This window comes from Burkholderia sp. GW821-FHT14F03 (genome assembly GCF_058803765.1).
Genome location: NZ_JBXAPG010000031.1, coordinates 88,534 through 94,533 on the forward strand (window position 1 = coordinate 88,534; position 6,000 = coordinate 94,533).

Genomic DNA, 6,000 nt, shown 5'->3' on the forward strand with positions numbered 1-6,000 from the left:
GCCGCCCGGCGGCCGAACAACAGACTTACAATTTTCCCATGATGCGATCCTGGTTGCTCCTTCCCCGTTATTCGTCATGCGCCTGAAATCCACGCGCCGTCAGGCAGCCCGCCCCCTGTTGCGCGCCTCGCGGCTGCGCCCCGCTCTGCTTTGCCTGATGTTCGCCGCGTCGCTCGCGCGCGCCGCCTTGCCCATCGAGCGCCTGACCCTGCCGCCCGGCTTCCACGTCGAGGTGCTGGCCGACGACGTGCCGACCGCACGTGAGATGGCCTGGTCGCCGCGCGGCATCCTGTACGTGGGCAGCACCGACGGTCGCGTGCACGCGCTGACGCTGCGGGACGGCCGGGTCGCCGCGCACCAGGTGATCGCCTCGGGGCTCTCGATGCCGGTCGGCGTCGCCTATCGGAACGGCGATCTCTATGTATCGGCGATCTCGCGCATCCTGCGCTTCGACGGGATCGACAACCGGCTCGCCGCGCCGCCCGAACCGGCCGTCGTGACCGACGCGCTGCCGACCGAACGCCATCACGGCTGGAAGTTCATCGCGTTCGGCCCCGACGGCAAGCTGTACGTGCCGACCGGCGCGCCCTGCAATATCTGTCTCGCGGACCGCGACCGCTACGCGATGATCGGGCGCATGAACCCCGACGGCAGTGGGTACGAGCCTTACGTGCGCGGCGTGCGCAATTCGGTCGGCTTCGCGTGGCACCCGGTCACGCACGCGCTCTGGTTCACCGACAACGGCCGCGACCTGCTCGGCGACGATCGCCCCGACGACACGCTGAACCGCGCGCCGCGCGCGGGACTCGATTTCGGCTATCCGTTCTGCCATGCGGGCGATGTGCCGGACCCGGAATTCGGCCAGGGCCACGACTGCGCGCGCTACGCGCCGCCCGCGCTGAAGCTCGGCGCCCACGTGGCGGCCCTCGGCATGCGCTTCTATACCGGCGCGATGTTCCCGGCCAGCTATCGCAACAGCATCTTCATCGCCGAGCATGGCTCATGGAACCGCAGCCGCAAGGTCGGCTATCGCGTGGTGCGGGTGACCGCGGGCGCGGATGGCCAGCGCGCGCGCCAGGAAGTGTTCATCGCCGGATGGCTCGGCGCCGACGACAGCGCCTGGGGCCGGCCGGCCGACGTGCTGCCGCTGCCCGACGGCTCCCTGCTCGTCAGCGACGACCACGCCGGCGCGATCTACCGGGTCACCTATGCGGCACCTTGACGCAGCACGGGCGTGACCGCGCGCAGCCTCGCATCGTAGAATGCCAGCCCGTTCGCCGCGCCGCGCGGCCCTCCCCCAGTCGACACATCGCCCGCCCATGTCCAGCCGCCCGCCCCGTTTCCGCTCCAAGACCCTCACGGCCGCGCTCGCCTTCCTGCTCGGCTCGCTCGGCGCGCATCGCTTCTATCTGTACGGCTGGCGCGATCTCGCCGGCTGGGCGCACCTGCTCGGCACGCTGATCGGCATCCCGGGCATCCTGCTGCTGATCGATTCGCAGCGCAGCGCGACGCTCGGCTGGTGGCTGGCGGCACCGGGCGCGATCTCGCTGTTCGCGGCGTTCCTCGCGGCGCTCGTCTACGGCCTGCGCCCCGACGAGAAATGGGATGCGCAATTCAATGCGGAAACCGGCCGCCACAGCCGCTCCGGCTGGACCGTGATCTTCATCGTGATCTTTTCGCTGCTGATCGGCGCGTTTCTGCTGATGACGGCCCTCGCCCTGTCGTTCCAAACCTACTTCGAGGCCCAGGTCGAAGCGGCAAAGCAGCTTTCGCAGTAAGCGGCGCGCCCGCCGGCATCCGCCCTTCACGGGCAAGCGCGCTACTCGGAAAACAGGCTCAATTGCGCAGCGTCGCGCGCCGCCTTGAACGGCGCCGCCGCACGCGGCTTGTCCGGCATCCTGAACAACGACATGTCGAGCGCGCCGCCCCGGCGCACGTTCAAGCCGAGCCGCTTGACCGCCTGCTGGAAGCGCTGCCTCAACAGGTCGGCCCAGATCCCTTCCCCCTTCATCCGCTGGCCGAACGCCGACTCGTAATCCTTGCCGCCGCGCATGTCGCGCACGCGGCTCATCACCCGGTCCGCGCGATCCGGGAAATGCGCGGCCAGCCACTCCTTGAACAGGGGCGCGACCTCCCAGGGCAGGCGCAGCACGATATAGCTCGCATGCGTCGCGCCCGCTTCCGCGCACGCCTCCAGCACGCGCTCGAGATCGGGCTCGGTGACGAACGGGATCACGGGCGCGATGCTGACGCCGACCGGCACGCCCGCGTCGCGCAAGGCGCGGATCGTGCGCAGCCGCCGCACGGGCGTCGCGGCCCGCGGCTCGAGCGCGCGCGCGAGTTCGGCATCGAGCGTCGTGATGGTGACCGCGGCCATCACCTGCCCGCGCGCGGCCATCGGCGCGAGCAGATCGAGATCGCGCTCGATCAGCGAGGATTTCGTGATCGCCGCGAACGGCTGCCCGTGGTCGTGCATCACCTGGATGACCTGCCGCGTGATGCGCAGGTCGCGCTCGACCGGCTGGTAGGCGTCGGTGCTGACGCCGAGCGCGATGGGCTCGGGGATGTAGTGCTTCTTCGCGAATTCGCGCTTGAGCAATTCGGCTGCGTTCACCTTCGCATAGAGGCGGCTTTCGAAATCGAGCCCCGGCGACAGACCCAGATAGCTATGCGTCGGCCGCGCGAAGCAATAGATGCAGCCATGCTCGCACCCCCGGTACGGGTTGAGCGACACGCTGAATGGAATGTCCGGCGACGCATTGCGCGTGAGGATGCTCTTCGCGCGCTCCTCGAACACCTGCGTGCGCAGCGCGGGAGGCAGTTCGTCGTCGGATGGCGTCCAGCCGTCGTCGACCTGCTCGCGCTGCAGCACCTCGTAACGCCCCTGCAGATTGCCGACCGCCCCGCGCCCCTTGCGGGGCGCGGGCGGCGCAATCGGGTACTCGACATCGGATCGATCGCTCATCACGCACCTGGATGCGGCCGGAGCCGCCAACACGCCTTCGTTAATACTGGATATTTATACAGTATTAACGCAACGATGCCAAGTCCGCCCGCCTACTCGTCGACCGAGATCGTCAGCGTCTCCTTGATCTCCTCCATCACGACATAACTCTTCGACTGCACGGCCCCGGGCAGCTGCAGCAGGATATCGCCGAGCAGCTTCCGATAGTCGGCCATCTCGCCGATGCGCGCCTTGATCAGGTAGTCGAAATCCCCCGACACCAGATGGCACTCGAGCACCTCGTCGATCTTCATGACCTCCCGCCGGAATTGCTCGAACATGCTGCCGTTCTTGTGGTCCAGCGTGATCTCGACGAACACCAGCAGCGCGGCGCCCAGCTGCCCCGGATCGACCCGCGCGTGGTAGCCGGTGATCACGCCGTCGCGCTCCATCCGGCGCACCCGTTCGATGCATGGCGTGACCGTCAGGCCGACCTGCTCGGCGAGGTCCTTCATCGCCATGCGACCGTCGTCCTGCAACAGCTTCAGGATGCGGCGGTCGAGCTTGTCGAGCGCGCGCACCGGTTGGCGTTGAGTTCTCATTGGGTTTCGACTGAAAATCAAAAAAATACGATAACAAAAACTGGCGATTCGACAATACCATAGCGCAAAAAACTAGGGCAGCGAAGGTTCAGCGCATCGCGCCGGCGCCGCCCGACCTTCCATCTTGGAGCAACTATGCGTGTGGTGATCTTGGGCAGCGGTGTGGTCGGCGTGGCAAGCGCCTATTATCTGGCGCGCGCCGGCCATGAAGTCACTGTGATCGATCGCGAGGTCGGCCCGGCGCTCGAAACCAGCTTCGCGAACGCCGGCCAGATCTCGCCGGGCTACGCCGCGCCGTGGGCCGCGCCGGGCGTGCCGCTGAAGGCCGTCAAGTGGATGTTCCAGAAGCACGCGCCGCTCGCGATCCGCCTCGACGGCACCCGCTTCCAGCTGCAATGGATGTGGCAGATGCTGCGCAACTGCACCGAGGCGCGCTACGCCGAGAACAAGGGCCGCATGGTGCGGCTCGCGGAATACAGCCGCGAATGCCTGCAGGCGCTGCGCACCGACACCGGTATCGAATATGAAGGCCGCACGGGCGGCACGCTGCAGGTGTTCCGCACCCAGCAGCAGCTCGACGGCGCCGCGAAGGACATCGCGGTGCTCCAAGACGCGAATGTCCCGTACGAACTGCTGTCGCCCGCCGAACTGGGCCGCGCCGAACCCGCGCTCGCCGCGGTGTCGCGCAAGCTCACGGGCGGCCTGCGGCTGCCGGGCGACGAAACCGGCGACTGCCAGCTGTTCACGACGCGCCTCGCCGCGCTCGCGGAGTCGCTCGGCGTGAAGTTCCGCTACAACACGCCGATCGACGCGCTCGCCGTGGCGGGCGGCAAGATCGCCGGCGTGCAGTGCGGCGCCGAGATGGTGCGCGGCGACGCCTACGTGGTGGCGCTCGGCTCCTACTCGACCGCGCTGCTCGCGAATCTCGTGAAGATCCCGGTCTATCCGCTGAAGGGCTATTCGATCACCGCGCCGATCGTCGATACGGCCGCCGCGCCGATCTCGACCGTACTCGACGAGACCTACAAGATCGCGATCACCCGCTTCGACCAGCGCATCCGTGTGGGCGGCATGGCGGAGATCGTCGGCTTCGACAGGCGGCTGCTCGAAGCGCGTCGCGAGACGCTCGAAATGTGCGTCAACGACCTCTTCCCGGGCGGCGGCGACACCTCGAAGGCGACCTTCTGGACCGGCCTGCGTCCGATGACGCCGGACGGCACGCCGGTGGTCGGCCGCACGCCGGTGTCGAACCTGTTCCTGAACACGGGCCACGGCACGCTCGGCTGGACCATGTCCTGCGGTTCGGGCCAGCTGCTCGCCGACCTGATGTCGGGCAAGAAGCCCGCGATCCAGGCGGACGACCTGTCGGTGCATCGCTACCTGCGCGAGACCGTCGGCCAGCACCGCCCCGCATACGCGTAAGCGCCGGCCGCGCTCCAGTGCAAACGGCGCCCGAGGGCGCCGTTTTTCATGCCGCTTCGCGTCCGCGTACGACTCAGAACTGGTCCTCGCTCAGCGCGAGCACGCCGCCCGCGCTGTCGGCGGACAGCACCGCCGCCTCCAGGCCGCCCGCCTGCGTGAGCAGGTGCTCCGCGTAGAACTGCGCGATCGCGATCTTCGCGTCGTGGAATGCCGGGTCCGATTCACGCTCGCGATGCGCCGCCAGCAGCGCACGCCCCATCTGCCAGCCGCCCAGCACGATCCCCGCCAGCTTCAGGTACGGCACGCTGCCCGCGAACACCGCATTCGGATCACGCTTCGCCGTCACCACCACGTACTCCACCACCGCCGCCAGCGACTGCGCGCCGCGCGCCAGCTGCGTGCGCATCGACGCGAACGCCGCGCCTTCCTGCGCGCCCAACGCCTCTACCGTCTTGCGCACCTCCGCCAGCAGCGCCTGCGCCACCGCCCCGCCGTCGCGCTGCGTCTTCCGGCCCACCAGATCGTTCGCCTGGATCGCCGTCGTCCCTTCGTAGATCGCCAGGATCCGCGCGTCGCGGTAGTACTGCGCCGCACCCGTCTCCTCGATGAAGCCCATCCCGCCGTGCACCTGCACGCCCAGGCTCGCCACCTCGTTCACCATCTCCGTGCTCCAGCCCTTCACGACCGGCACCAGATATTCGTAGATCCCCTGGTGGCGCGCCCGCTCCGTCTCGTCCGGATGACGATGCGCGTGGTCGCTTACGCCAACGCCCGCGCGCCTTCCGTCAGCGCCCGCATCGTCGCCAGCATGCGCCGCACGTCCGGGTGATGGATGATCGTGACCGACTGTCTCGCCGAACCGTCCACCGGCCGGCTCTGCACCCGCTCCTTCGCAAAGGCCGCCGCCTTCTGGTACGCCCGCTCCGCCACCCCGACGCCCTGCATCCCCACCCCGAACCGCGCCGCGTTCATCATGATGAACATGTACTCCAGCCCGCGATTCTCGTCGCCCACCAGATACCCCACCGCGCC

Annotated in this window: 5 protein-coding genes and 1 pseudogene; 3 read left to right on the forward strand and 3 right to left on the reverse strand. The window is 68.5% G+C overall.

Going from position 1 to position 6,000, the window contains the following annotated elements; translation table 11 throughout:
• Positions 1–157 precede the first annotated feature (157 nt).
• Together AC1RQF_RS21440 and AC1RQF_RS21445 are read left to right on the forward strand one after the other, a co-directional pair.
• Positions 158–1,222, forward strand: coding sequence for a PQQ-dependent sugar dehydrogenase (locus AC1RQF_RS21440; protein WP_274004244.1), 1,065 nt, complete (start codon positions 158–160; stop codon positions 1,220–1,222).
• Between the two features lie 97 nt (positions 1,223–1,319).
• The gene (locus tag AC1RQF_RS21445; protein ID WP_274001905.1) at positions 1,320–1,778 is read left to right on the forward strand and encodes a TM2 domain-containing protein; all 459 of its coding nucleotides are present in this window, start codon (positions 1,320–1,322) and stop codon (positions 1,776–1,778) included.
• A 41-nt stretch (positions 1,779–1,819) separates the two neighbouring features.
• Here the strand turns inward: AC1RQF_RS21445 and AC1RQF_RS21450 are convergent, their stop codons facing one another.
• A complete protein-coding gene (locus tag AC1RQF_RS21450) occupies positions 1,820–2,965 on the reverse strand; it encodes a PA0069 family radical SAM protein (protein ID WP_492872910.1) in 1,146 nt (381 codons plus the stop codon).
• Positions 2,966–3,057: 92 nt separating this feature from the next.
• Positions 3,058–3,546, reverse strand: coding sequence for an Lrp/AsnC ligand binding domain-containing protein (locus AC1RQF_RS21455; protein WP_274001899.1), 489 nt, complete (start codon positions 3,544–3,546; stop codon positions 3,058–3,060).
• Between the two features lie 135 nt (positions 3,547–3,681).
• Here AC1RQF_RS21455 and AC1RQF_RS21460 point away from each other — a divergent pair, with 135 nt between their 5' ends.
• On the forward strand, positions 3,682–4,968 hold the full coding sequence (locus AC1RQF_RS21460; RefSeq protein ID WP_274001896.1) for a D-amino acid dehydrogenase: 1,287 nt from the start codon (positions 3,682–3,684) through the stop codon (positions 4,966–4,968).
• Positions 4,969–5,041: 73 nt separating this feature from the next.
• Here AC1RQF_RS21460 and AC1RQF_RS21465 read toward each other — a convergent pair.
• Positions 5,042–6,000, reverse strand: a pseudogene (locus AC1RQF_RS21465) (acyl-CoA dehydrogenase family protein); the annotation flags it as partial.